This window comes from Acidovorax sp. 107 (assembly GCF_003058055.1).
In the GTDB taxonomy this organism is placed as follows: Bacteria; Pseudomonadota; Gammaproteobacteria; order Burkholderiales; family Burkholderiaceae_C; genus Acidovorax.
Map to the genome: position 1 here is coordinate 4,871,127 of NZ_QBTZ01000001.1, position 24,303 is coordinate 4,895,429.

Sequence of the window (24,303 nt, forward strand, 5' to 3'; positions counted from 1 at the left end):
CCAAGCTGTCAGTCTGCTGTCGGTGGCATCAGGGTAAACGCGGAGATTGGGGTGCCAAACAGAGCGGTCGAGCGGATCTGTGCACCATGAAAAACGCCCTGCGCCGCAGATGCGGGGCAGGGCGCTCGTGCCAACGAAGGCTGGTTCGCGAGGCTTACAGCGAGTCGATAAAGCTGCGCAGCTTGTCAGAGCGGCTGGGGTGCTTGAGCTTGCGCAGCGCCTTGGCTTCTATTTGGCGGATGCGCTCGCGGGTCACGTCGAACTGCTTGCCCACTTCTTCCAAGGTGTGGTCGCTGGTCATCTCGATACCGAAGCGCATGCGCAGCACCTTGGCTTCGCGCGGCGTGAGGCCGTCCAGGATGTCCTTGACCACGTCGCGCAGGCCGGCCTGCATGGCGGCTTCGATAGGAGCGGTGTTGGCTCCGTCCTCGATGAAGTCGCCCAGATGGCTGTCGTCGTCGTCGCCGATGGGCGTTTCCATGGAGATCGGCTCCTTGGCGATTTTCATGATCTTGCGGATCTTGTCCTCGGGGATCTCCATCTTGGCCGCCAGGATGGATGCATCGGGCTCAAAACCAAACTCTTGCAAGTGCTGGCGCGAGATGCGGTTCATCTTGTTGATCGTCTCGATCATGTGCACCGGGATACGGATGGTGCGCGCCTGGTCGGCGATCGAGCGGGTGATGGCCTGGCGAATCCACCAGGTGGCGTACGTCGAGAACTTGTAGCCCCGGCGGTATTCGAACTTGTCCACCGCCTTCATCAGGCCGATGTTGCCTTCCTGGATCAGGTCGAGGAACTGCAGGCCACGGTTGGTGTACTTCTTGGCAATCGAGATCACGAGGCGCAGGTTGGCCTCGATCATTTCCTTCTTGGCATCGCGCGAGGTGGCTTCACCTTCGTTCATGCGCTTGTTGATGCCTTTGAGCTCGGCCAGTGGCACCACAACGCGGGACTGCAGGTCCATCAGCTTTTGCTGCAAGTCCTGGATGGGCGGGATGTTGCGCGCAATCACGGCCGACCAGGGCTTGCCTGCGGCGGCCTGCTTCTCGACCCACTGCAGGTTCAGCAGGTTGGGCGGGAAGTCCTTGATGAATGTCTCCTGGGGCATGCCGCACTTGTCCACGATGATGCGGCGCAGCTCACGCTCCTTCTTGCGCACGTCGTCCACCTGGCCGCGCACCATGTCGCACAGCTTCTCGATGGTCTTGGCGGTGAAGCGGATGGTCATCAGCTCGGCCGACAGGGCGTGCTGGGCCTTCACGTACGCGGGGGTGCCGTAGCCTTCCTTGTCGTACACCTTGTGCACTTTTTCAAACAGCTCGCGCAGCTTGTCGAAGCGCTCCAGCGCCTGCTTCTTGAGTTCTTCGAGCTTCTTGGTCAGCGCCTTGGAGCCGCCCTTGCCGTCGTCATCGTCGGCTTCGTCGAACTCGTCGAAGTCTTCTTCGGCCACATAGTCGTCGGCCTCGTTGGGGTTGGAGAAGCCGTCCACGATGGTGGAGATGACGACCTTGCCTTCGCGGATTTCCTCACCCATGTTGAGGATCTCGGCGATGGTGGCGGGCGATGCGCTGATCGCCTCCATCATGGCCATCAGGCCGCCTTCGATGCGCTTGGCGATTTCAATTTCGCCTTCGCGCGTCAGCAGCTCCACCGTGCCCATTTCGCGCATGTACATGCGGACCGGGTCCGTGGTGCGGCCGAATTCCGAGTCCACGGTGGACAGCGCGGCTTCGGCGGCTTCTTCGGCTTCTTCTTCGGTGGCGCCTGCGGGAGCGTTGTCCGTGATGATCAGGGCTTCGGCGTCAGGCGTCTGCTCGTACACCGCCACGCCCAGGTCGTTCAGGGTGGTGATGACGGCTTCGAGGGTTTCGGCATCGACCAGCTTGTCGGGCAAGTGGTCGTTGATTTCAACGTGCGTGAGGTAGCCGCGGGTCTTGCCCAGCTTGATCAGAGCCTTCAGGCGCTGGCGGCGCTTTTGCATGTCTTCTTCGGACAGGACGGTTTCGTCCAGGCCGAATTCCTTCATCAAGGCGCGTTCCTTCGCCTTGCTGATCTTCATGCGCAGGGGCTTGACCTTCTCGACCGTGGCGGCAGCCTCGGGGGTCTCTTCGATCTCGCCTTCGAGGTCGGCTTCGATGTCGGACAGGTCGGTGTCGTCCACGCTCTCATCGCCGCCGGCGGCTGCCTTGGGCTTGCGGCCGCGCTTGGCGGGGGCTTTGGCTTCGGCGGCACCTGCGGCCTTGGCAGGGCGGCCGGGCTTTTTCTTGGGCGCTTCTTCGTCGTCGGCAGCCGCTGCCTTGGCGCGGGCAGGCTTTTTCTTCAGCAATTCATCGGCAGCTTTGATCAGCTCGGCAGTACTTTTCACGGGCACAGTTTTCACTTTCTTGGCGACCGGGGCGGGCGCAGCGGCAGCAGCCTTTTTGGGGGCCGCCTTGGCCGGCGCTTTGGCCGCGGTTTTGGAGACAGCCTTTGCGGAGGTGCCTGAGGCAGACTTGGGCGACTTCGCGGACTTTTGAGCGGGCATGGAGCAACCTCAGAATCAAAAACGGACACAAAGAAAACGCAAGCGCCTCAGATCCCGGCGCGGGTGGCAACGCAAAGCAACAAGGGCTTTGCGCCTGGAGGGGACACCCTCAGCGGCAAGATGTCTGGGCGATCATTTGGTGTGCAGTCCTTGCGATAAGTGGGCCCATCAGCGCATAGGTGCGCGTTTGTCACGGTGGCCCGGCTCGGAGGTGCTGCTGTCGCTCTTGCCAATAACTAACCTTATATTATACCGCCAGCGCCCGATTCAAGCGGCTTTTGGCGCTATTTGCTCCAATTCCTTGCGCTTTTCGGCCAGCGCTCGGTAGCGCTCCAGGGCTGACGGGTCTTGTGCTACTTGCAGCACCAGCACTTTTTGCTGCTCCTTGATGTCTTCGATCTGCATGCGGGTGAGCAAGTCGCGCAGCTCCAGCCGCAATTCGTGCAGTTCGCCCTCGGTCTGCGCGTGCGAGCCGGTCATCACCTTGACGGCCAGCTCTTCGCACTCGTGGTCGCGCAGGCTCTCGCGCAGCACGGCCCAGGCCAGGGGGCCATGCTCATGGAACTGCGCTTCCAGCCACGCGAACAGCGGCCCATGGGACCCCGGCTGGGCCGCCAGTGTGGTGTGGTCGTCGTGCGTCAGCTCTTCCAGAAATGCCATGTGCGACAGCAGCAGCCGCGCGGCGTGGTCGGCGCGGCTCATGGCCGGTGTGCGAGGCAGGCGGGGTTGGGGCGGCCACGGGGCGTCCTTGTCGCGCTTTTTCCATCCTCCGCCGCTTTTCCAGTCGCCCCCTTTGCGAAATGGGGGCTTGCTGCCCCCATAGCTGCTTTGGCCTCCGTAGCCGCCCTGGTTGCTGTAGCCGCCGTATCCGGGGTCGTAGGCGGGGTCGTAGGCGGGGCCTGCCGACTCGGTGTGGGGCTGCCAGCCATCGGCGTCGGGCGGGGCATCCCAGCTGGGGGCGTCATCCGCAGCTGGGCGGGGTTGTTGGCGCTGCGGGGGCGCGTGGTGGGCGGCGCGCAGGCCATCGCGGGCGGCGGCCTGGCCCCACAGGTCTGACAGGTCGCGGGCATTGAGCTGGGTCAGCTCAGCCAGCTCGCCCAGCAGCTGGCGCTTGAGCACGCCGTCCGGCAGCGCCGTCCACAGTGGGCGTGCGTTGCTGGCCATGTGGGCGCGGCCCTCGGCGGTGGCCAGGTCGCAGCCTTCGCTGGCTGATTCGACCAGGAAGCGGCTCAGCGGCGTCGCTTGCTCGACATGGCGTGCAAAGGCCTCCGTACCGTGCTCGCGGATGAAACTGTCCGGATCATGCTCAGCGGGCAGGAACAGAAACTTGATGCTGCGCGTGTCGGTGGCGTGGGGCAGGGCGCCGTCCAGCGCCTTGCGCGCGGCACGCCGCCCAGCGCTGTCGCCGTCAAAGCTGAACACCACTGCGTCGGTAAACCGCAGCAGCTTTTGCACATGCTCGGGCGTGCAGGCCGTGCCCAGCGTGGCCACCGCGTTTGGAAAGCCCAGCTGGGCCAGTGCCACCACGTCCATGTAGCCTTCGGTGACCAGCGCGTACCCGGCCTCGCGGATGGGCGTGCGGGCCTCGAACAGACCGTACAGCTCGCGCCCCTTATGGAACACCGGGGTTTCGGGGGAGTTGAGGTACTTGGGCTTGTCGTCCCCCAGCACCCGGCCGCCAAAGCCGATGTATTCGCCCTTGACGTTGCGGATGGGGAACATCACCCGGTCGCGAAACCGGTCGTAGCGCTTGCCGCCGTCTTCGTCGTTGACGATGACCAGGCCGCTTTCCTCCAGCAGCGGGTCGTCGTAGCTCGGAAACACGCTCGCCAGGCTGCGCCATCCCTCGGGGGCGTAGCCGAGGCCGTAGCGCTTGGCCACCGCGCCCGAGACGCCCCGACCCTTGAAGTAGCCAATGGCGCGCTGCGACTCGCGCAGCTGGCGGCGGTAGGCGTCGGCGGCTTTTTCGAGCACATCGTTCAGTGTGGCCTGCTTCTGGCGTGCGGCGGCGGCCCGTTCCTTTTCTTGCGGGGAGATGTCGTCATCGGGCACCTGCAGGCCCACGCTCTGGGCCAGGTCCTGCACCGCCTCGACAAACCCCATGCCCGCGTGGTCCATCAGAAAGCTGATGGCGTTGCCGTTCTTGCCGCAGCCAAAGCAGTGATAGAACTGCTTGGCGGGGCTGACGCTGAAGGATGGCGATTTCTCCCCATGGAAGGGGCACAGCCCCATGAAATTGGCGCCGCCCTTCTTGAGCTGCACGTAGCGCCCCACGATATCCACCACGTCCACACGGGTGAGCAGTTCCTGAATGAAAGACTGAGGGATCGTCACACGGCCTATTGTCCGCGTAAACTCTTTGTAACCAGTTATTGCTGGAAAGGCTTTTGGCATGGGGTTCGCGGCATGTGGGCGGGCGTTGGTGGGCAGGGCGCTGCACAGGTGGCGCGCCAGCCTGCCCGGGCTGTTGCTGGCCCTGTCAGGGCTCGCGTTGCTGCAGCCGGGGGCCGCCCAGGCCGCGACGGTGCTCCGGGTGCTGGCCTGGCCGGGCTATGCCGACCCGGACTTTGTGGCGGTGTTCGAGAAGCGCCATGGGGTCAAGGTCGAGATCACCACGGTAGCGTCGGACGATGTTTTGCGCGCCAAGATGGACAGCACGGACGGGCCGGGCTTTGACCTGGTGGCCGCCAACACCGCAGAAATCGCGCGGCTGATCCTGCATGACAAGCTCGCGCCGTTGCCGCTGAGCAACATCCGCAACACCGCAGGGCAACTGCCCCGGTTTCGCCAGCTGCACACCATCTCGGGCATTGGCTGGCGGGGCGAGGTCTATGCCATGCCCTTTACCTATTCCGAAATGGGGCTGGTGTATGACCGGCAGCAGTTCAGCGCGCCGCCGCAGTCGATTGCCGTGCTGTGGGACCCGCGCTGGCAGGGCAAGGTGCTGGCGTTTGACGGCAGCAGCCACGGCTTTTCGCTGGCGGCCATGCGCCGCGGCCTGCCGCCGTTTCGCATCGATGCCGACCGTTTCAGCCCGCTGGCCAAGGACCTGGTTGCCCTGCGGCGCAACGTGCGGTCGTTCTACAGCCTGCCGGAAGAGTCGGTGGAGCTGTTTCGCAAGCACAAGGTGGCCGTGATGCATGCCAACTACGGCCAGCAGCAGCTCAAGCAGCTGCGCGACGCGGGGCTGGATGTGGGCTATGTGGTGCCCAAGGAGGGCGCGCTGGCCTGGCTGGACTGCTGGGCCATCACCCGCCGCTCCACCCAGGTGGACCTGGCCGCCGAGTGGATCAACTACATGCTCGACCCCGCTGTGAGCCGTGAATTCACGCGGCGCCAGGGACTGGCCAACACCCTGGACGAGCCACCGGCGCTGGCGGGCGATGTGCCGATGGGCCCCATCGTGTGGCTGGAGCCGGTGGAAGACGAAGCCTTGCGCGCGCGGCTGTGGCAGCGCATCGTGTCGGGCGACCGACCCAACCGGTTCTGATCGGTCCTGACCCATGGCCCGCATGAAATGGAGCATCGCGCTGAGGTTGGGGGCCCTGCTGGCCTCCTTCAGCGTGTTCGCGGCCATTCTGGCGGGCTACTACACGTTTGACTCGAGCCGTGAGCGCCTGCAGGGGCGGGCCGAACGCTCGCTGCTGGCCACCACACAGGTGCTGGCGCGCCACATGCAGGCGGGTTTTGGCACGGTGGCGCGCGACACGGCCTTTCTGGCCGACGCCGCTGCCGTCGAGCAAGACCAGGCGCGGCTGGCCGACCTGTTCAAAGCCAACCTGCAGGCCCACCCCTCGTACCTGCAAATCCGCTTCATCAGCGCCAAAGACTATGGGCTGGAGCTGGTGCGCATCGACCGCCAGGGCGACAAGCTGGTGCGCGTGCCCGATGACCTGCTGCAGGAGAAGTCGCACTTCCCGTTCGTGTTCGAGGCCCTCAGCCTGCCCGATGGCGAGGTGTATGTGTCCGAATTCGGCATCAACCACGAAGACGCCGCGCAGGAGGCTGCCGTGCCCGTGTTCAACATGGCGTCGCCCGTGGTGCAGGCAGGCCAGCTGCGGGGCGTGGTGGTGGTGCGGGTGGCGGCCGCGCCGTTCCTGCACAACTTCAATGCTGCCTTGCCCACGCCCTACGGGTTTTATCTGGGCAACCGCTGGGGCGACTTTTTGGTGCACCCGGACGCCGCGCAGACCTTCGGCTTTGACCGGGGCCAGCGCATCCTGATCCAGGAGTCGTTCCCGCAGGTAGCGGCGCTGGTCGAGGGGCGAGCCGAAGAGGCGGTGCTCAGCCAACCCGGTACCGACGACGAAGAGGCGCGCGTCTTTGCGTTTGTGCGCATGCCCTTTGGCAATGAGGACGAGGGGCGCTTCATGGTGGTGGGACTCTCGCAGCCGCTGGCGGTGGTGCAGGGCGAGGTGCTGGACCTGGGGCGCAGCATCCTCAAGATCTTGCTGGTACTCAGCGTGGTGGGCGTGGCCCTGGCGGCCGGGGTGTCGCGCCTGGTCGCCCAGCCGCTGCAGGCCATGGTGAGGGCGGCGCAGGCGTTTTCGCGCGGGGAGTCCCATGGCGCGCTGCCGGTGCACCGGGGCGACGAAGTGGGCGAGCTGGCCCGCAGCTTCCAGGACATGGAGCGGCAGATCAGCCGCCAGCTGGCCGAGCTGAACCTGAGCCGCGACGCCATGGCCCACCTGGCACACCACGACGCGCTCACCGGCCTGCCCAACCGCCGCATGTTCGAGCAGCGCCTGGCCCAGGTGCTGGAGCTGTCGCGCCGCAGCGGCCGCAGCTGTGCCCTGCTGTTCGTGGACCTGGACGACTTCAAGGCCATCAACGACACGCGCGGGCATGCCGTGGGCGACATGGTGCTGCAGGCGGTGGCCCGCACCATCGTGGGCGCCGTGCGGCAGGTGGACACCGTCGCCCGGCTCGCCGGGGATGAGTTCACGGTGCTGTGCGAAAACGTGGATTCCGAAGAGGCTGCGCTGCAGATCGTGACCAAGCTGCAGCATGCGTTCGAGCCGCCGCTTGCCATCGACGGCGAGCCCCTGGCCGTGCGTGCCAGTATTGGCCTGAGCCTGTTCCCCCGCGATGCACAGGACGCGCGCGCACTCATGGCCAGCGCCGACGCGGCCATGTACCGCATCAAGCAAGGCCACAAGCGAAAGCTGTGAGGCGGCGTGCTGCGACCAACCTTGCCCACGCGCCGGCCCGTGTTGCTTTCGTGTCAGCCTGCGGCGCTAGGCTGTGTGTCGTTCACCTTCTTGCACTGACCCATGACCTCCATCTTTGACCAGCACCTGCCCCGCAACGAAGCCAACTTTGCCGCCCTGTCGCCCCTGTCGTTCATCGAACGCACGGCCGAGGTCTACCCTGACCGCCTGGCCATCGTGCACGGTGATTTGCGCCAGACCTGGGCCCAGACCTACGCACGCTGCCGCCAGCTGGCCAGCGCGCTGACCCAGGCCGGCATCGGCAAGAACGACACCGTGGCCGTGATGCTGCCCAACACGCCCCCGATGGTGGAGGCGCACTTTGGCGTGCCCATGGCAGGCGCCGTGCTCAACACCCTCAACACCCGGCTGGACCCCGAGGCCATCGCCTTCATGCTGGACCACGGCGAGGCCAAGGCCGTGATCGTGGACCCGGAGTTCAGCGGCACCATGGCCAAGGCACTGGCCCTGCGCACCGCCACCACGCCCTTGCGCGTGGTCGAGGTGCAGGACGCCCTCTACGGCCCCGCCGTGCAAAGCCTGGGCGGCACCGACTACGAAGCCTTTGTGGCCAGCGGCGATGCGGCCTTTGCCTGGAGCCTGCCCGCCGACGAGTGGGACGCGATTGCGCTCAACTACACCAGCGGCACCACCGGCAACCCCAAGGGCGTGGTCTACCACCACCGGGGCGCCGCCACCAACGCCATCAGCAACGTGCTGGAGTGGGACATGCCCAAGCACGCGGTGTACCTGTGGACGCTGCCCATGTTCCACTGCAACGGCTGGTGCTTTCCGTGGACCATTGCGGCGCGCGCGGGTGTCAACGTGTGCCTGCGCCGAGTGGACGCACAGGCCATCTTCGACGCCATCCGCCACCACGGTGTCACGCACTACTGCGGCGCACCCATCGTGCACGGGCTGCTGGTGAATGCGCCCGAGGCCATGAAGGCGGGCGTTCCTGCAGGCGTCAAGGCCATGGTGGCGGGCGCCGCGCCACCGGCGTCGATGATCGAAGGCATGGAAAAGATGGGGTTCGATTTGACCCATGTGTACGGCCTGACCGAGGTGTACGGCCCGGCCACCGTGTGCGCCAAACACGAGGCCTGGGATGCCCTGGACATTGGCGAGCGCGCCCGCCTCAATGCCCGCCAGGGCGTGCGCTACCACCTGGAGCGCGACGTGCGCGTGCTGGACCCCGAGACCATGCAGCCCGTGCCGCAGGACGGCGAAACCATGGGCGAGATCATGTTCAAGGGCAACATCGCCATGAAGGGCTACCTCAAGAACCCCAAGGCCACCGACGAGGCCTTTGCGGGCGGCTGGTTCCACAGCGGCGACCTGGCCGTGCAGTACCCCGACGGCTACATCAAGATCAAGGACCGCAGCAAGGACATCATCATCTCGGGCGGCGAGAACATCTCGTCCATCGAGGTGGAAGACGTGCTTTACCGCCACCCTGACGTGTTGGCCGCCGCCGTGGTGGCCAAGCCCGACCCCAAGTGGGGCGAGACGCCCTGCGCGTTTGTGGAACTGAAGGCCGGTGCACAGACCACGCCCGAAGACATCGTGGCGCACTGCAAGAAGCACCTGGCGGGGTTCAAGGTGCCGCGCGCCGTGGTTTTTGGCGAGCTGCCCAAGACCAGCACCGGAAAGATCCAGAAGTTCGAGCTGCGCAAGCAGGCCGGGTCGGCAGCAGCCATCAACGTCTGAGAGGGCAATAGGGATCCTCTGCACAAATCACCGCGCCGTGCGCATCTGCGGACTCGGGCGGCCTGCCGCGTTGCAAATGCTCGCAATAGCTAAGGCTATTGCTGCGCTTTGCGCCTTGCAGCCCATCCCGATCCGCAGCGCGCACTTACCGCTCGATTCGTGCAGAGGAACCCTGGCGCCTTGCAGGGTAGGGCCGCGCGCGGTGGTTTATCAATATGCTATCCAATTGATAGCTGGTGGCGCATATTCCACTAGCGCATCCGCCGCTTTTGGCTTGAAAACCGGGGCCAGGGGCTCCTGGGTGCCCCTGCGGCGCTGCCAGGGCTGCGTGTCAGCGCCCTTCGTCCACCGCCTCGCGCCAGTCCCGCGCTGACATCCCCAGCTTTTGCGCAAACACGCGCGACAGCGCTGAGGGGTTGGCATAGCCCAGTTCGTGGGCGATGGACTTGAGCGACCGGCCCGCGCGCAGGTGGGCCTGTGCCAGCGTCAGCCGCCAGTGCGCGAGGTAGTCGGCTGGCGTGTCCCCCACCACGGCCTTGAAGCGTGCGGCAAACGCGCTGCGCGACATGCCCGCCTGCTGCGCCATCTGCGCCAGGCTCCATGGGTCGCCGGGCGTCTCGTGCAGGGCCGTGAGGGCGCGCGAGAGTTGCGGGTCGGCCAGGCCCGTCAGCAAGCCAGGGGGCATCTGCGCCTGCTGCGGGTGGTCCAGCAGCCAGCGCAGCAGCTGCAGCAGCACCACTTCAAATAAACGGTCGGCCAGCACGCGGTGGCCGCAGCGCAGGCGGTCGGTTTCGGCAAACAGCAAGTCCAGCGACTGCTGCAGCCCGTCCACCGCGCCCAGCGGCAGCACCACCAGCGGGGGCAGGGCGCGCGCCAGCGGGTGGCTGGCGCCGCCATCAAAGTCCAGCGCAGCGCAGGTGAAGTCCGAACCCTCGGTGGGCGCGTTGTGAAAGAAGTGCTCCAGCGGCCGGGCATAGAACAGCAGGCTGGGCTCGCACACCTGAAGCCGCTCGGGCGGGCCCGCCTGGGGCTGGTGCGTGACCACCATCTCGCCCCGGCGCAGCACATGTAAAAAGCCCCGGCCCGGCGCCGCCGCAAAGTGCGTCACGCCACACAGCGGCCCGTGGTGGAACAGGTGCGCCCGCACCCGAAACCGCTCCAGCAGCGGCGACAACCGGTCGAGCGGGGTGGAGGCCTGCGCGGGTGTAGGAACGCTTGGCGGCATGGTTTTGGATGATTTGGTACGAATTGTGGATTTTATGTGCCTAATGGTACTCGATGGCGCCGGACACTGCAGGGGTGCCGAGAACAGGCACAAGTTCTCACCAACCCTTCATGACCTTCAAGGAACACACCATGTCCGCTACTTCTTCCTCCGTCGCCCGTGTCCCCCTCGTCGACCGCAACGCCGCCACGGGCACTGTGCGCGCCGTGCTCGACCAGGTCCACGGAGCCTTTGGCGCCACACCCAACATGTTCCGTGCCGTGGCCAATTCGCCCGCCGCGCTGCAAAGCATGTGGGGGGCGTTTGGCGCGCTGGGCGGCGGCGTGATCGGCGCCGCCCTGGGCGAGCAGATCGCCGTGGCCGTGGCCAACCGCAATGCCTGCGACTACTGCCTGGCCGCCCACACCGCACTGGGCCGCAAGGCGGGTGTGAGTGGCGAGGCGCTGGCCGCCGCGCAGTCGGGCGAGTCGGCCGACCCGCGCACGGCGGCCGTGCTGCGCTTTGTGCTGCAACTGGTCAACGAACGCGGCCAGGTCGATGCGGCCGATGTGCAGGCCCTGCGTGACCAGGGCGTGAACGACGAGCAGATCGTCGAGATCGTGGCCCACGTGGCGCTCAACCTTTTCACCAACTACGTGAACGTGGCGCTGGCCGTGCCGGTGGACTTCCCCGGCGTCAAGCTGCGCCCGGCGCGCTGAACGATGGGGCGGTGCGTATCTGGCCCGTAGGCTGGATGCCCACCTCCCCAACGGATGCCGTCGCGGGCTTTGGGGCAGGGCTTGGGGCGCATCCATGGCGACGATGCCGATGCGTGCGTTTTCTGCACGCATCACCGGCTGCAAAGTCGTTTGTCAGCCCGGCAGGCCTGCTGCACCATGGCCGCTCCCTTGCCACCCCACCCGAAGGAAGCCGCCCCCATGACCCCCGCCCACGACGCGCACGCCATCGACACCCTGCCACGTCTGGAGGCCCTGCTGGGCCCGCTGAGCGATGCGTCCGTCTACAAAGAACTGCCCTATGTGCACCCCGCTTACCGCGCCATGATCGCGACGTCGCCCTTCGCCGTGTTGGCCACCACCGGCCCCGGCGGGCTGGACGCCTCGCCGCGCGGCGACCCGGCCGGCTTTGTGCAACTGCTGGACGACAAGACCCTGCTGCTGCCCGAGCGCCGTGGCAACAACCGCGCCGACAGCCTGCGCAACATTGTGGCCGACCCGCGCGTGGCGCTGCTGTTCCTCATCCCCGGCGTGGGTGAGACGCTGCGCGTCAATGGCCACGCGCGCATCAGCGTCGCGCCCGACCTGCTGGCGCGGTTTGTGGTCAATGGCCAGCCCCCCAAATGTGTGATCGTGGTCGATGTGCAGGCGGTGTACTTCCAGTGCGCCCGCGCCATTCAGCGCTCGCGCCTGTGGGATGCCGTGCCGCCTGGCACCGCGCGCCCCGTGCCCACTCCGGGCGCCATTCTGGCGTCCATCACGCAGGGCGAGTTTGACGGTGTGACCTACGACCGCGAGCTGCCAGCGCGCCAGCAGGCCACGCTGTATTGAACGGGCCCTGCGATCCGCCGCCACAGCGCTGCCCCCGCCGCCAGCGCACACAATGGCGGCTGGGTGCGCAGGGCTTGCGCTTCATGGGCTCAGCGGCCGAACACGCAGATGCTTAAGGAGCGTGGGGCTCCGTGGGGCTTGAAGCCAGCCCCCGCGCATGTTCACACCAAGTGAGGGGGAGACATGGATTCCGTGCTGTTGATCGTGGCCCTGGGCGCAGTGGCCGCCGGGTTTGTGCAGGGGCTGTCGGGTTTTGGTTTTGGCATGGTCGCCATGTCGTTCTGGGCCTGGACGCTGGAACCCCGCCTGGCCGCGCTGCTGGCGGTGTGCGGCGCGCTCACCGGCCAGCTGGTGGCGGCGGCCACGGTACGTCGGGGGTTTGACCGGGTGCGCCTGCTGCCCTTTGTGCTGGGTGGCCTGGTGGGCATCCCCATCGGGGTGGCTGTGTTGCCCCGGCTGGACATGGACGCGTTCAAGGCCATCCTGGGCACGCTGCTGGTGTTGTGGTGCCCGGCGATGCTGATGGCCAAGCAGTTGCCCCGCATCACGCGCGGCGGGCGCGTGGCCGACGCGCTGGTGGGCATGGCGGGCGGCGTGATGGGCGGGCTGGGCGGCTTCACCGGCGTGCTGCCCACGCTGTGGTGCACCTTGCGTGGCCTGGACAAGGACGTGCAGCGCGCCGTCATCCAGAACTTCAACCTGGCCATGCTGCTGGTGACCTTCATCACCTACCTGGCCACCGGCCTGGTCACCCGCGAGGCGCTGCCACTGCTGGCCATCGTGGTGCCCGCCATGCTGGTGCCTGTGCTGCTGGGTGCGCGTCTGTACCACGGTATCAGCGATGTGCGGTTCCGGCAGATCGTGCTGGGCATGTTGACCTTGTCGGGCGTAGCGATGCTGGTGGCCAGTCTGCCCAAGGTGCTGGTGCGGCTGGCGTAGGGTTCCATGTGCGTGGGCCGCCCCCGGTGGCCATCCTGTTGTCGACTTGCCGCACATGCCCCGCTACATTGCGAGGTGCATGGAGCAAAAAGATGACACCACGCGGCCACCGGGCGCGAACGACCGTCTTGAGGCCGGGGCGCCGCGTCGCCGCTATCGCCTCGCCACGCCGCTGAGCCTGGCGATTGCGCTGGGCTGCATCGTTGCCGTGGCGGGCTTGTGGCTGGTCACGCTGCAGCGCGTGGCGTTCGAGCGCGAGCAGGCTGTGGCCTCGGCCATGCAGTCCAACGCCAACCTGGCGATTGCCTTCGAGCAGCAGGTGTTCCGCACCCTCAAGGCGGCCGAGCAGGTGGCCGCCTTTGTGCGCGAGCAATACCTGCAGCAGGGCACCGACATCGACCTGCGCGACTGGGTGGAGCGGGGGGTGGTCCGCGAGCCCATGTTCACCATCATCAGCGTAGTCAACGACCAGGGCGACATCGTCAGCAGCAGCCAGGAGACCGGGGCCGTCAACTACAGCGACCGCGCCTTCTTCAAGGCACTGCGGGCCAGTGATCGCGATGACCTGTTTGTGAGCGAGCCCGTGCTGGGCCGTGTCTCGGGCCGGTGGCGCATTCCGATGGCGCTGCGCATCGTGAGCGAGGGGGGGCGCTTTGGCGGCGTGGTGGTGATGTCGGTGGACCCAACGAACTTCACCGACTTTTACCGCCAGGCCGACCTGGGCGCGCAGGGGCTGCTGGAACTGGCGGGGCTGGACGGTGTGGTGCGCGGCCGTAAGGCGGGGGGCCAAACCAGCTTTGGCGCCGATGCACGGGGCCTGCCCTGGTTTCAGCACCGCACGCAGGATCCCGAAGGCGAACTGATCGATGACGCAGGCGCGGTGGACGGTGTGCCGCGCATCCTCAGCTACCGCAGCATGGCGGGCTACCCGTTGATGGTGACGGTGGGTTCGGCCTCCGACGAGGTGCTGGCGCCGGTGATGCAGCGGCGCGTTGACTACCTGGTTCTGGCTGCGGCTGCCAGCGTGGCGCTGCTGTGTTTTGGCGCGCTGCTCATCATGGTGCTGGCGCGTCAGCGGGCCGTGGCCGATGCCCTGGAGTCCAGCGAAGGCTTGTTCCGCGCCACCTTCCACCAGGCAGCCACCGGCATTGCCCATATCACGCCGGAGGGCCGCATCCTGCGTGCCAACGACAAGTTCTGCCGCATGCTGGGCTATTCGCTGGAGGAGCTGCGCCAGCGCGACCTGTTTGCACTGAGCGACGAGGGCGAGCGCGAAGCCCTGCGCCGTTTCCTCGCGCGACGGTTGGTGGCCCACTCGCCCGTGTTCTCACCCGAAATGGAAAAGGCCTACCGGCGCAAGGATGGCGGCCTGTTGTGGGTGTATGAAGCGCTGGGCCTCGTCAAAGACGCCCAGGGTCACCCGGACTTTCTGGTGGTGGTGACGCAGGACATCAGCGCGCGCAAGGAGCTGGAGATGCGCCTGTCGCACGACGCGCTGCACGACGCGCTCACGGGCTTGTCCAACCGCGTGATGTTCCACGACCGCCTGGCGCGGGTGCTTGAAACGGCCCGGCGCCACGGGCGGCACGCCGCCGTTCTCTATGTGGATCTGGACGGGTTCAAGTCCGTCAACGACCAGTGGGGCCATGCGGCAGGCGACCTGTTGCTGCAGCAGGTGGCCCGGCGGCTGGAAGACTGCGTGCGCGCCGAAGACACGGTGGCGCGCCTGGGCGGGGACGAATTCGGCATCGTGCTGGCCACCATCGAGCGGGCAGACCACTGCGAGGTTGTGGCCAGCAAGGTGCTGTTGGCGATGGACCAGCCTTTTGTGCTGGAGGGGGCTGTTGCGCACATCTCGGCCAGTGTGGGTGCTGCGCTGTACCCACGCCATGGCGCCGATGCCGATGCACTGCTGGCCCAGGCCGATGCCGCGATGTATGCGGCCAAGCAGGCGGGCAAGAACCGGTTCAGCATCGACACCGCACTGAGCCCGCTGGCCGATGGGGGTGTCGCAGGTCCGTTGGGCTGACAGGCGCCTGGTGGTGCTTTGCAGCTGATGCTGGTGCTATTTAGTTGGGAGCTATCAGCGCTTTATTCATAAGCGCTAGCAGCCTTTTTCACTAAGATCACGACGTCGGGAGCGTAAAGCTGGGTGCGCGATGGCCCGGCCGCACATCACAGCTCGCTGGCGTCCTTACCCTCGCTTTGCTTGATCACCCACCGCACAGTGGCGCGCGGTGCGGGCACGCGCTGGGCGTACAGCTCCAGGCCCCCGCTGGTCCATGCGGCATAGGTGCCGCTGGGGTCGTTGGCGGCAGTCTCAGGCCCGTAGGTGCTGCGGCCAAACGCGAGCAGGGCGCCAAATGCGGCTGCACCGCCATCGGCCAGGTCACTGGCATCGGCGACGAATTCGACCCGCCGCAGCTCTCGCCCGCCGAAGAAGAAGGTTTGGGCACCGGACAACCCAGCGATCACCACAGGCTCCAGCCTCCAGAGGCCTGCCAGCCCGCCAGCCAGGCGCTGCGGGCGCGGCACGCGGGCCGCGCTGGGCACGGCTTCCCGCAAAGCGTCCGCGCCCATGCCCAGCTCCACGCCCGCTGGTAGCGGTTGCAGTGGGGCCGGGGTGGGCGAGGGGGACGGCGCGGCCATCGCCAGCGTAGCGGGCCACTGCGCGGGTGGTGGCGCAGTCTCACGCACCTGGGCCTGCGCGGGCGCTACGCACAGGGCCCAGGCCAGCGTTGCGCCCTGGCAGCCGCGCCACAGGTGCCGGCGCGCGGCCATGGGTAGTGTCGGGATGAATCGGTAGAGGTTCATGGTGGGGATTTTCGCTGGCGCGCGTGCAGGCCAGCGTGCGAGCGTTGCAGCGCAGACGCTCAGTCGCCCATCACCACGCCCTCGCGGCGCGGGTCAGCCCCGCCCAGCCACAGCTTTTTGCCATGTGCCTGGCCGCGTGTGATGGCTTGCAGGCCGCTGGTCATGTTCATCTCGCGCACCTCGGCGCCCCGGGCGCGCAGGGCTTCGACCGTGGCGGGCGGGAAGCGTTTCTCTTCCAGCAGCGTGGGGCCGTTCATCGAGCCGAAGTTGGGCAGGTTGATGGCTTGCTGGGGCATCAGGCCCCAGTTGAAGACGCCATACAGCGTCTTGGCCGTGTAGTGGATGATGGCCGCGCCGCCGGGGCTGCCGCCGCTCATCAGCAGCTCGCCCGTGGCCTTGTCGAACACCAGCGTGGGCGACATGGACGAGCGGGGGCGCTTGCCGGGCTGCACGCGGTTGGCAATGGGCTGGCCTTGGGCGTCGGTGGGGGCAAAGCTGAAGTCGGTAAGTTCGTTGTTGAGCAGGAAGCCCCCGCTGCGTGCGGCGTTCGTGGTCACCATCTGCCGCGCACCGAACTGGTCTTCGATGGTGGTGGTCATGGCCACGGCGTTGCCAAAGGCATCGACGATGCTGATGTGGCTGGTGCCGTACTCGGGCTGGTTGGGCATGGGTGCAAAGCCCGTCTTGACGGCACCGGGGTTGCCGGGCTGGGCAACCTTCATGCTCTGCGTGCCAATGAGCTTGGCGCGCTCGGCCAGGTAGGGGGGCGCGAGCAGACTGGTCCAGCTGCCGGCGGGAGGCTGCACAAAGTCGGGGTCGGCCACGTACTGGGCGCGGTCGGCAAAGGCCAGGCGGGCGGCTTCGGTGTAGAGGTGCAGCCAGTCCGCGCTGGGCAGGCCGTCCTGCAGGGGCTTGGCGGCGGCGTCGGTGTTCTTCAGGATGCCCAGGATCTGCCCGATGGCGATGGCCCCGGAGCTGGGGGGCGGAAAGCCGCACACGCGGTAGTCCTTGCTGGCCACCTGGTAGTCGTGGCACAGCGCATCGCGCTTCTTGGGCTGGTAGCCAGCCATGTCGGCCAGGCTGAGCTTGCCGGGGTTGGTAGGGTGCTTTTGCACCTTGTCCACGATGGCCTGGGCGATCTCGCCTTCGTGCAGGGCCTTGCTGCCTTCAGCGGCGATGCGGCGCAGCACGGTGGCCAGCTCGGGGTTGCGCAGGTTCACGCCCACATCGCGCGCGTCGCCATCGGCCTTGTAGAAATAGGCGGCGGCCACGGGGTCCTTCTTGAGGTGGGCGTCGGCTTTGACGAGGGTGTTCAGCCGCGCGCTGACCTTGAAGCCGCCTTCGGCCAGCGTGATGGCGGGCTGGAACAGCGTGGCCCAGGGCAGCTTGCCGTGCTGCTTGTGCGCCATTTCCAGCATGCGCACGGTGCCGGGCACGCCGACCGAGCGGCCGCCCACCACGCCGTCGTAGAACGGCACGGGTTTGCCGTCGGCGCCCAGGAAGAGTTTTTCATCGGCGGCAGCGGGCGCGGTCTCTCGGCCATCGTAGGCCTCCACCACCTTGCCGTTGCTGTGCAGCAGGAAGGCACCGCCACCGATGCCGCTGGACTGGGGCTCCACCAGCGTCAGCACCATCTGCACGGCAATGGCCGCGTCGACGGCCGAGCCACCGGCCTTGAGGATCTGGTAGCCCGCGTCGGTGGCCAGCGGGTTGGCAGCGGCCACTGCGAACTTCTCGGTGGCCCAGCCCGGCTTTTCGGTGTAGCCGGACGAGCCCTCGGGCTGTGCGGGCACGGTGTAGGCGAACTGGGAGGGAGCGCTGACGCAGCCCGCCAGGGCCACCAGGGTGGCGAGGGCCGCAGGGGCCAGCAGGTTGCGGCTGAACGGGCGGCGCAGGGGTGACGTGGCAGGCAGGGCAGTGGGGGACATGCGGGTCTCCTGTGGGTGCAAGCAGCGAAGCGGCCATGGTAAGGGGCCTTGCTGCAGCCTGCGAGGGCGTGCCAGGGGCTGCTGGAGGGGTTTGCGCAGCGATTGAATGTATTTTGTGGCGGTAGCGCTAGTGCAATATGCCTGAGTAGCTATCAAAAAGATAGTTGTTACCGACCGTCAGCGGCTGTTCTCTGGCCATCTCTGAGCCCTGGTGCGGCGTAGTGACAAGGGGCTCCCGGGCCTGGAGGCTTGCGCCACGCCCTCTCAGGCCGCCTGGGGCCCCGCGCGGCCGTCTTCCACCACAAACCGGGCGAGCGTGGATGCGCCGCTGTCAGCGCGCAACGGGTCGTCCACCACGCGCAGCGTGGTGGTCCAGCGCGCGGGGGTGATGTCGGCCAGGCCATAGCCGCGCTGGTCGCAGCGTGCCAGCAGCACATGCGGGTTGTGGCGGACGATGGCGTCCACCTTGGCCTGCGTGGTGCCCGATCGCGAACTGATGGAAGTGCCGCAGAACTCGCTGGCCACCACGGCCGAGTCGGCGCGCGCGGCGTCTGCATGCACGCGGCAGACGTAGTTCTGGTGGATGTCGCCGCCCAGCAGCACCGTATTGCGCGGCGTGTGCCGGGCCACGGATTGCAGCAGGCGCTGGCGTGCGGCGGGGTAACCGTCCCACGCATCGGTGGGTACCGTGCCAGAGGGGTAGTGGCGTGGTGAGAACAGGGTCTGCTGTGCGATCACGCTCCAGCGCGTGGCCTGTGCGCTCGCCGTATCGGCGGCCAGGCCTGCGTCCAGCCAGCGCTCTTGCGAGCTGCCCAACAGGCTGCGCTGTGGCTGGGCCAGCTCGGCGCAGTCGGCGGGGCGCACAGCGGGTGCACTGCTGGCGTCGGGCGTGCGGCATGCTTGCCAGCTGCGGTACTGGCGGCTGTCGAGCAGGTGGATGTGTGCCAGCTGGCCCCAGCGCAGGCGGCGGTAAATCTGCAGCGCATCCCAGCGGGTGTCGAGTACGGGGCGCTGTAGGCTGGCCGCGCGCAGCGGCATGTTCTCGTAAAACGCCTGCCACGCCGCACTGCGCTGGGCCAGAAAGGCGGCGCTGCCCGCAGCCTCGCCGCGGCCTGCATCGGCGGCGTAGTCGTTTTGCACCTCGTGGTCATCCCAGGTCACGGCCCAGGGGCAGGTGGCGTGGGCCAGCTGCAGTGCGGGGTCGCTCTTGTGCAGGGCGTACCGGTCGCGGTAGTCGGCCAGCGTGGTGGCGTGGCGCAGGCTGTGGGTGCGTGCCAGGTCGGTGGTGGTTTTGGGGGTGGCGTATTCGTAGATGTAGTCGCCCAGGAACAGCACCAGGTCCGGCTGGTCGGCGACCAGATGGCGCCAAGCCGCGTAGTGCCCATGTTCCCAGCGCTGGCACGAGGCAAACGCCACCCGCAGCGCTCCGGGCAGGTCGCCCGCCGCAGGCGCGGTGCGCGTGCGGCCCGTGGGGCTCACCGCGTCGCCCAGCATGAAGCGGTAGTGGTACCAGCGCGCGGGTTGCAGGCCCTGCAGCTCCACATGCACGCTGTGCCCCAGCGCAGGCAGCGCGGGGGCCTCGCCCTTTTGCACGATTTGGGCAAAGCCTGCGTCGTGCGCCACCTCCCATCGCACGGTGTGGGCAGCTTGCATCTGCGCAGGGTCGGTCAGCAAGAGCCGTGTCCATAGCATCACGCCATCAGGTGCCGGGTCGCCGCTAGCTACGCCCAGGGTAAAGGGGTTGCTTTGCAGCGTGGGCGGGGTGCTCCAGGCCCAGCGAGGGAGGGCGGTGGCGGTGGCAGCCAGGGCTGCTTGTCGCAGAAACCTGCGCCTCAATTGCGGAGTCATCGCGGGGTGCTGGGTCGCCGCGCGGCGCTCAAAACTGGCACGGCCCAGGCCAGCGTCACCGCGCAAGGGCCGCCCCGCCGCGCTGGTGGCGTCCCCCCTCTGGGGGGAAGGCGCCGAAGGCGACACAGGGGGGAGGTAATCAAGCCGCCATTACCCGATTTTTGCCAGAGCGCTTGGCCAGGTACATCGCCTGGTCGGCCCGCACGATGGCATCGGTGCTGCTCTCGCTGTCGCCCAGCTGGGCAACGCCCGCACTGAAGGTGATGAGCACTTTCTCGGTACCTTGCAGAAAAAAGCGCGTGGTCAGTTCGCGCTGAAGGCGCGTCATGGCGGTCACGCCGGCCTCGGCCGTGGTGTCGGGCAGCACGATCACGAACTCTTCGCCGCCATAGCGTGCCAGCAGGTCCTGTGGCCGCATGACCTCGCGCGTGACCTGGGCCAGGTGCACCAGTGCAGCGTCGCCCCCGGCATGGCCCAGTCGGTCGTTGATGGTCTTGAAGTTGTCCACGTCCAGCAGCGCCAGGCACAGCGTCGAGCCCAGGCGGCGGGCACGGGCAATCTCGCGCTCTACAGCCTCATCCAGGCCCTTGCGGTTGAGCGAGCCGGTCAGCGGGTCGTGGCGGGCCTGAGCGCTGGCGCGGTCCAGTTCTTCCTGCAGCTTTGCTACCTCGGCGCGCTTGGCCTCGGTGCGCTCGCGCAGGTCTTGCAGTTCGTCGTGGGCCACGCGGCTGTCCAGGGCCATGGCCCGGGTGGCGGTCATCACCTCCTGCAGCACCGGGGCAATCTCCTGCAGGGTGCTGGCTTTACCAATCAGGTCGGCGCAACGTTCCATCGCACCCTGGTACGAGGTGCTGGACGCGGTGATACGTGCCAGCCGCTCGATGAAGGTGGCCAGCATTTCCTTCATCTGCTCCTGTGCCTCCAGCGACCGTGCCTTGGCTTCGGTCTGCTTGAAGATCACATCCTTGAGCCGGCGCTGCACATCGTCCAGCCGCCGCAGCGTCAGCGGCGGGGTCGATGCGCTCATCAGCGCCTCGGCCTGGCCCTGCAGCCAGCGGTCGTCCACACTGAGCACGGCAATGTTCTCGAAGATCATGTGCAGCAACTCCAGCAGGCTGGTGCGGATGGAGGCCTGCTCTTCGGTGGCAAACGACAGGCGGTAGCTGAAGTTGCCCAGCATGGGCTGCGCGGTGGCCAACAGGGGCGCAGGCTCGCGTAGAAAGGTGACGAGCTTCTGCGCCATGTCGATGACGCGGGGGTCGTCGTCGCCCAGCGCGGGCAGGGTGTTGTCGATCAGGCGGGCCAGGGCCTCGGCAAACTCGGCGGGCAGTTCGCCCAGCGCGGAGGGGGCATCGGCAACTTCGATGGGTTTGGACGCGGTGGCCGGATGCAGGCCCAGGTTGGCATACCCCACCATCACGCTTTGCAGCGATGTCCAGTCCCTGGTGATGATGGCGCGCTCAAATTGTCCCAGCAGGCGCTTTTGGGCGGGTGTCTGGCCGGGCAACACGCGCTGGATGCTGCTCAGCGGTCCCTCGGGAAAGGGTTGCGGGCTGCGGACGCCCGCTATTTCATCGTAGATCGCGAGGTAGTTGTCTGGCGTGGGGGGCAGTCGGCGTGCGGCCAGCTGTTTGAGCGTCTCGCGCGCGATCTCGGAAGGTGGTCGGTCGGCCATGGGCGGGCACCAGTGTCAGGAGGCTGGAATGCGCAAGTGTGACACAGGCAAGGCGCTGCAAGTGCTGGCATACCGGGCCGGGCGGGTGTGCCCGTTAAGAACGTGTAGACGATCCCCTGCGAGATCGCGAACACGTTCTAGTGGGGCAGGCAGGCCGTCAGTTCACCATGACCAGCTTGCCCATCACCCCGCGCGAACCCATGTGGGCATAGGCCGCGGGCAGTTCGGCCATGGGCATGGTGCGGTCGATCACCGGCTTGATCTTGCCCTGCGCGTACCACTGCGCCAGCTCGCCCATCATGGCGGCGTTGGCCTTGGGCTCGCGCTTGGAAAAATCGCCCCAGAACACGCCGACGATGGATGCGCCCTTGAGCAGCGCCAGGTTGAAAGGAAGCGCCGGGATGGGGCCCGAGGCAAAACCCACCACCAGGTAGCGGCCGCGCCAGGCGATGGAGCGGAAGGCGGGCTCGGCAAAGTCGCCGCCCACGGGGTCATAGATCACATCGGGGCCCTTGCCGTCCGTGAGGGTCTTGATGGCCTCGCGCAGGTTGTCCTTGCTGTAGTTGATCGTGGCGTCGGCCCCGATGGACGTGCACAGTGCACATTTTTCGTCGCTGGAGGCCGCAGCGATCACACGTGCACCCATGGCCTTGGCGATCTGGATGGCGGCCGTGCCCACGCCCCCGGCAGCGCCCAGCACCAGCACGGTCTCGCCTGCCTTGAGCTGGGCGCGGTCCACCAGCGCGTGGTGCGATGTGGCGTAGATCATGATGAAAGCGGCCGCATCGACATGCGAGAACCCGTCAGGCAGGGGCATGCACAGCGCGGCGGGTGCGACGGTGTGGGTGCCAAAGCCGCCCGTGCCCGACAGGCAGGCCACGTTCTGGCCCACCTTGAGGTGCGTGACGCCTTCGCCCACGGCGGCCACCACACCCGCGTATTCCGAGCCGGGCACAAAGGGCAGCGGCGGCTTCATCTGGTACTTGTTCTGCACGATGAGCAGGTCGGGGAAGTTCAGGCTGGCGGCCTTGATCTCGATGAGCACCTCGCCCGCGTTGGGGGTGGGGGTGGGCAGCTCCGTCCAGGTGAGCGCCTCGACGCCGGTGGGGTTGGTGCAAAGCCAGGCATGCATGGGGAAGTCTCCTGTCGGTCGGTCTTGTCAATGATGGTCCGCATGATAGGTGGGGCGCTGGCGTGCCGGATGTCCCACGAGCGACGGGCCGCTGCGTACCCGAGTCGCCACGCGTGCTCGCCGGTGCGGCAACGGCCTGCCCACCTACAATCCGTTGCAACCTCTCCCCAGACCATGAAGATTCTGATTTCCAATGACGACGGCTTCCAGGCACCCGGCATCGTGGCGCTGCATGACGCGCTCAAGACCCTCGACGGGGTCGAGGTGGAGGTCGTGGCGCCCGAGCACAACAACAGTGCCAAGTCCAATGCGCTGACACTGCATTCGCCGCTGTACGTGCACAAGGCAGCCAACGGCTTTCGCTACGTGAACGGCACCCCGGCAGATTGCGTGCACATTGCACTCACCGGCTTGCTGGGCTACCGGCCCGATCTAGTCGTGTCGGGCATCAACAACGGTGCCAACATGGGTGACGACACCATTTATTCCGGCACTGTGGGTGCTGCCATGGAGGGGTATCTGTTTGGCATCCCTGCGATTGCGTTCTCGCAGGTGGACAAGGGCTGGGCCGAACTGGAAACCGCTGCGGCCAAGGCGCGGGAACTGGTCTCGCAGATGCGTGCGCAGCAACTGGTCAACGAAACCCCCTGGCTGCTCAACGTGAACATCCCCAACATGCCGCTGGAGGCCTTGCGCCCGGCCAAGCTGTGCCGCCTGGGGCGCCGCCACGCAGCAGAACGCGTCATCGTGCAGGAAAGCCCCCGGGGCGAAGCCATGTACTGGATCGGCGGCGCTGGCGCCGCCAAGGACGATGCCGAGGGCACGGACTTCCATGCCACGGCGCAGGGCCATGTGTCTATCACGCCGCTGAAGGTGGACCTGACCGACCACGACAACCTCGGCTACTGGGCGCAGACTGCCGCCCGGTTGGCGGCGGGGGCGGCTGCCGCCCCTGGGGCGTGATGCAGCGCCGCCCGGGCTTTCCGGCCAAGCTGCCCGTATCCGGCAACGCCGCAGTGGGCAAGCCGCTGGTGCCGTCCCAGTCCGCAGCCGTGCGCAAGCCAGCCGTCGCCCCAGCACCGGCCGGGGTGGGGCTGGACTCGTCGGCCGTCCGGGCGCGCATGGTGCAAAAGCTGGCGGCGGGCGGCGTCACGTTGGCCCCTGTGCTGCAGGCCATGGGCGCTGTGGAGCGCCACCGGTTTGTGGACAGCGCCCTGGTCAATCAGGCCTACGAGGACACCAGCCTGCCGATAGGGCTGGGCCAGACCATCTCCAAACCCAGTGTGGTGGCGCGCATGTGTGAACTGCTGCTGGGCGCAGAGAGCGCGCGCCAGGGCGGGCTGGGCCGGGTGCTGGAAATTGGTACGGGCTGCGGCTACCAGGCCGCAGTGCTGAGTCTGCTGGCCCGCGAGGTGTACACGCTGGAGCGCCTGCGTGGCCTGCACGACAAGGCGCGAGACAACCTGCGGCCGTTCCGTCTGGCCAATGTGCACCTGATGTTTGGCGACGGCATGCTTGGGTATGCCAAGGGGGCTCCCTATGCAGCCATCATCGCTGCGGCCGGGGGCGATGCCGTGCCGCTGGCCTGGTGCGACCAATTGGCCGTGGGGGGGCGTCTGGTAGCGCCCATGGCGCTGTCCGGTGGGCAGCAAATGTTGCTCGTGATCGACAAAACCCCGCACGGATTGAAACAAAACGTGCTCGAGCCCGTGCATTTTGTCCCCCTAAAATCGGGGATTGCGTAAAGG

General features: G+C 67.1%; 17 protein-coding genes. 9 read left to right on the plus strand and 8 right to left on the minus strand.

What is annotated here, in order from left to right; all coding sequences use genetic code 11:
- Window positions 1-154 precede the first annotated feature (154 nt).
- Window positions 155-2,527 carry an RNA polymerase sigma factor RpoD gene (gene rpoD, locus C8C99_RS22675; protein ID WP_108626957.1) on the minus strand — a complete coding sequence of 791 codons (2,373 nt, stop codon included), beginning with the start codon at window positions 2,525-2,527 and terminating at the stop codon, window positions 155-157.
- A gap of 267 nt (window positions 2,528-2,794) precedes the next feature.
- Window positions 2,795-4,861 carry a DNA primase gene (gene dnaG / locus C8C99_RS22680; RefSeq protein WP_108626958.1) on the minus strand — a complete coding sequence of 689 codons (2,067 nt, stop codon included), beginning with the start codon at window positions 4,859-4,861 and terminating at the stop codon, window positions 2,795-2,797.
- A 58-nt stretch (window positions 4,862-4,919) separates the two neighbouring features.
- On the opposite strand from dnaG, the gene C8C99_RS22685 reads away from it, so the two are divergent.
- The 3 genes from C8C99_RS22685 to C8C99_RS22695 all read left to right on the plus strand — a co-directional run bounded on the left by C8C99_RS22685 (window position 4,920) and on the right by C8C99_RS22695 (window position 9,447).
- A complete protein-coding gene (locus C8C99_RS22685) occupies window positions 4,920-6,017 on the plus strand; it encodes a PotD/PotF family extracellular solute-binding protein (protein WP_233247282.1) in 1,098 nt (365 codons plus the stop codon).
- A gap of 13 nt (window positions 6,018-6,030) precedes the next feature.
- Window positions 6,031-7,698, plus strand: coding sequence for a GGDEF domain-containing protein (locus C8C99_RS22690; RefSeq protein ID WP_233247283.1), 1,668 nt, complete (start codon window positions 6,031-6,033; stop codon window positions 7,696-7,698).
- Between the two features lie 102 nt (window positions 7,699-7,800).
- The gene (locus C8C99_RS22695) at window positions 7,801-9,447 is read left to right on the plus strand and encodes an acyl-CoA synthetase (protein ID WP_108626959.1); all 1,647 of its coding nucleotides are present in this window, start codon (window positions 7,801-7,803) and stop codon (window positions 9,445-9,447) included.
- A gap of 331 nt (window positions 9,448-9,778) precedes the next feature.
- Here the strand turns inward: C8C99_RS22695 and C8C99_RS22700 are convergent, their stop codons facing one another.
- Window positions 9,779-10,672 (minus strand): AraC family transcriptional regulator, encoded by an 894-nt coding sequence (locus tag C8C99_RS22700; protein WP_108626960.1) that lies wholly within the window; start codon window positions 10,670-10,672, stop codon window positions 9,779-9,781.
- 131 nt (window positions 10,673-10,803) lie between these two features.
- Here C8C99_RS22700 and C8C99_RS22705 point away from each other — a divergent pair, with 131 nt between their 5' ends.
- From C8C99_RS22705 to C8C99_RS22720, 4 genes are all read left to right on the plus strand, one after another.
- Window positions 10,804-11,370, plus strand: coding sequence for a carboxymuconolactone decarboxylase family protein (locus tag C8C99_RS22705; protein ID WP_108627281.1), 567 nt, complete (start codon window positions 10,804-10,806; stop codon window positions 11,368-11,370).
- Between the two features lie 219 nt (window positions 11,371-11,589).
- Window positions 11,590-12,219 carry a pyridoxamine 5'-phosphate oxidase family protein gene (locus C8C99_RS22710; protein WP_108626961.1) on the plus strand — a complete coding sequence of 210 codons (630 nt, stop codon included), beginning with the start codon at window positions 11,590-11,592 and terminating at the stop codon, window positions 12,217-12,219.
- A gap of 183 nt (window positions 12,220-12,402) precedes the next feature.
- Complete coding sequence (locus tag C8C99_RS22715; RefSeq protein WP_108626962.1) at window positions 12,403-13,158, plus strand: sulfite exporter TauE/SafE family protein; 756 nt, start codon at window positions 12,403-12,405, stop codon at window positions 13,156-13,158.
- Between the two features lie 79 nt (window positions 13,159-13,237).
- On the plus strand, window positions 13,238-15,187 hold the full coding sequence (locus tag C8C99_RS22720) for a diguanylate cyclase domain-containing protein (RefSeq protein WP_108626963.1): 1,950 nt from the start codon (window positions 13,238-13,240) through the stop codon (window positions 15,185-15,187).
- Window positions 15,188-15,333: 146 nt separating this feature from the next.
- Here the strand turns inward: C8C99_RS22720 and C8C99_RS24255 are convergent, their stop codons facing one another.
- The 5 genes from C8C99_RS24255 to C8C99_RS22745 all read right to left on the minus strand — a co-directional run bounded on the left by C8C99_RS24255 (window position 15,334) and on the right by C8C99_RS22745 (window position 22,555).
- Window positions 15,334-15,972, minus strand: coding sequence for a hypothetical protein (locus tag C8C99_RS24255; RefSeq protein WP_233247284.1), 639 nt, complete (start codon window positions 15,970-15,972; stop codon window positions 15,334-15,336).
- A gap of 59 nt (window positions 15,973-16,031) precedes the next feature.
- On the minus strand, window positions 16,032-17,900 hold the full coding sequence (locus C8C99_RS22730) for a gamma-glutamyltransferase family protein (protein WP_199226482.1): 1,869 nt from the start codon (window positions 17,898-17,900) through the stop codon (window positions 16,032-16,034).
- Window positions 17,901-18,164: 264 nt separating this feature from the next.
- On the minus strand, window positions 18,165-19,748 hold the full coding sequence (locus C8C99_RS22735; protein ID WP_108626964.1) for an alkaline phosphatase: 1,584 nt from the start codon (window positions 19,746-19,748) through the stop codon (window positions 18,165-18,167).
- Between the two features lie 139 nt (window positions 19,749-19,887).
- Window positions 19,888-21,423, minus strand: a complete 1,536-nt coding sequence (locus C8C99_RS22740) for a diguanylate cyclase (protein ID WP_056639798.1) — start codon at window positions 21,421-21,423, stop codon at window positions 19,888-19,890.
- A gap of 157 nt (window positions 21,424-21,580) precedes the next feature.
- Window positions 21,581-22,555, minus strand: coding sequence for an NADPH:quinone oxidoreductase family protein (locus tag C8C99_RS22745; RefSeq protein WP_108626965.1), 975 nt, complete (start codon window positions 22,553-22,555; stop codon window positions 21,581-21,583).
- A gap of 174 nt (window positions 22,556-22,729) precedes the next feature.
- Here C8C99_RS22745 and surE point away from each other — a divergent pair, with 174 nt between their 5' ends.
- Together surE and C8C99_RS22755 are read left to right on the plus strand one after the other, a co-directional pair.
- Window positions 22,730-23,518 (plus strand): 5'/3'-nucleotidase SurE, encoded by a 789-nt coding sequence (surE, locus tag C8C99_RS22750; protein ID WP_108626966.1) that lies wholly within the window; start codon window positions 22,730-22,732, stop codon window positions 23,516-23,518.
- Window positions 23,518-24,300: a protein-L-isoaspartate(D-aspartate) O-methyltransferase gene (locus tag C8C99_RS22755; RefSeq protein WP_056639788.1), complete on the plus strand. Its 783-nt coding sequence runs from the start codon at window positions 23,518-23,520 to the stop codon at window positions 24,298-24,300. Before surE ends, C8C99_RS22755 begins: the two co-directional genes overlap by 1 nt.
- Window positions 24,301-24,303: the final 3 nt, after the last annotated feature.